The sequence below is a fragment of the Streptomyces sp. NPDC002838 genome, assembly GCF_040295365.1.
Taxonomy (GTDB): domain Bacteria; phylum Actinomycetota; class Actinomycetes; order Streptomycetales; family Streptomycetaceae; genus Streptomyces.
The window spans coordinates 1-1,665 of record NZ_JBEOVF010000148.1 but is presented as its reverse complement, the minus strand read 5'-3'; the positions used below and the strand labels follow the sequence as shown (position 1 = coordinate 1,665).

At 69.5% G+C, this 1,665-nt stretch carries 2 protein-coding genes; one reads left to right on the top strand and one right to left on the bottom strand.

The window, feature by feature from the left end; genetic code table 11:
* Nucleotides 1-113 precede the first annotated feature (113 nt).
* Entirely contained in the window at nucleotides 114-650 is a 537-nt protein-coding gene (locus ABT063_RS51990; protein ID WP_351069373.1) for a hypothetical protein, read from the top strand.
* Here the strand turns inward: ABT063_RS51990 and ABT063_RS51985 are convergent.
* Nucleotides 607-1,524 carry an IS5 family transposase gene (locus tag ABT063_RS51985; RefSeq protein ID WP_351069370.1) on the bottom strand — a complete coding sequence of 306 codons (918 nt, stop codon included), beginning with the start codon at nucleotides 1,522-1,524 and terminating at the stop codon, nucleotides 607-609. The genes ABT063_RS51990 and ABT063_RS51985 overlap by 44 nt on opposite strands.
* Nucleotides 1,525-1,665 lie beyond the last annotated feature (141 nt).

Genomic DNA, 1,665 nt, shown 5'->3' with positions numbered 1-1,665 from the left:
AGAAGCTGTTGTCTTTTCGGGCGTGATCGGTGCGTTTCCGCTGGTCGGGGATAGCAGTGGTGATTCCGTGGGAGTCGTGGCCTGTCGGGTCGTCGTTCCCCGGGAGGTCACGGATGCCGTCGGTTGTCGGACTGCTGGAACAGCACGAGCTCGCCGCTCGCCGTCGAGTCGACGGGCTGCGGGAGGAGGCCGACCGCATCCAGGCCGAGCTGGCTGCGGCCGAGCAGGAATGGCAGGAGTGGGCGATTGCCCGCAGGCGGGTCGACACGGTGCTGGCTCCGGATAGCGGCGACCCCGCCGGCACGGAGGCCACTGGCGATCGGCGGGATGCGGACGCGCCGACGGAACCCCGGGACGCGGCGAAGCCGAAGTCGCAGGTGCCGGCGTGGCGCCAGGGGCTGGCCTGGTCGGCGCTGTCGGTCGACTACCAGCGCATCCTCACGGCGCTCGCAGACCGGGACCGGCTCCATCAAGGGCCGCTGACCTGCCAGGAGATGGCCGCGTTGTTCGGCATGGACGTGGTGCCGGCGCGGGTGGAGGCACTGCGGTCGAAGGCGAAACGCCTGGTCGCGCGGGGTTGGCTGGCCGAGCGGCAGCCGGGCCGGTTCACCCTCGCGGCAGGCGTGACCGGGCCAGGCGGCGCGTCATGAGCAGGGTCATCGACCAATAGATCATCGCCTCGGCGCTGGTGGTGCGCCGCTCGAAGTCGCGCACCAGACGGCGGCTTCGCATCAGGTGGGCGAAGAGGCGCTCGACGATCCACCGCTTTGGCAGCACCACGAACCCCTTCTGGTCGTCGCTGCGTTTGACGATCGCCAGGACCAGGGTGAACGCGGCCAGGCAGTACTCGACGAGGCTGCCGGTGTAGCCGCCGTCGGCCCAGACCAGTTCGAGGCGGTGGTGCACGTCGGCGACCTGCCCGAGCAGGACCTGGGCGGCGATGCGGTCGCCGGTGTCCGCGGCGGTGACCATCACGCCCAGCAGCAGACCGAGCGTGTCGACCACGACGTGCCGCTTGCGGCCGTTGATCAGCTTGCCGCCGTCGAAGCCCCGGCTGTCCCCACCGACGACGGCGTCCGCCTTGACGGACTGCGAATCGATCACTGCGGCCGTCGGCTCCGCATCCCGCCCCAACTCCTCGCGCACCCTCGCGCGCAACCGGTCGTGGAACTCCTTGACCAGCAAGTTGTCGCGCCAGCGGCGGAAGAATGCGTAAATGCGGTCCCACGGCGGAAAGTCGACGGGCATCGCTCGCCACTTGATCCCGTTGTCCACGAGATACCGGATCGCATCGAGCATCGCCCGGTGGCAGTACGCCTCCGGCCGGCCGCCCCGGCCACGCATCCAGCCCGGCACCGGCAGCAGCGGGCGGATGACGGCCCACTCCCCGTCCGTCATGTCCGTCGGATAGCGAGGCTGCCGCGTCCCGTTGTCGGCGGCGTTTCCGAACCGGTGAGCCAGGCAGTCACACTCCCAGGTGACCGCGCTGGACTGCCCGGCCATCGGCACGCAAGACTGCTGCACCAGGGCCTCCTGCTGCTCGGTGATTCGACACCAACGAGCTGTTCGGGAGGCCCTGTTCGTATGCGCCCAGCGTCCCGCGACCACCCGATCGGGACTCCCGTTCGACGCGCATCCCTCAAGATCGAAAAGACAACAGCTTCT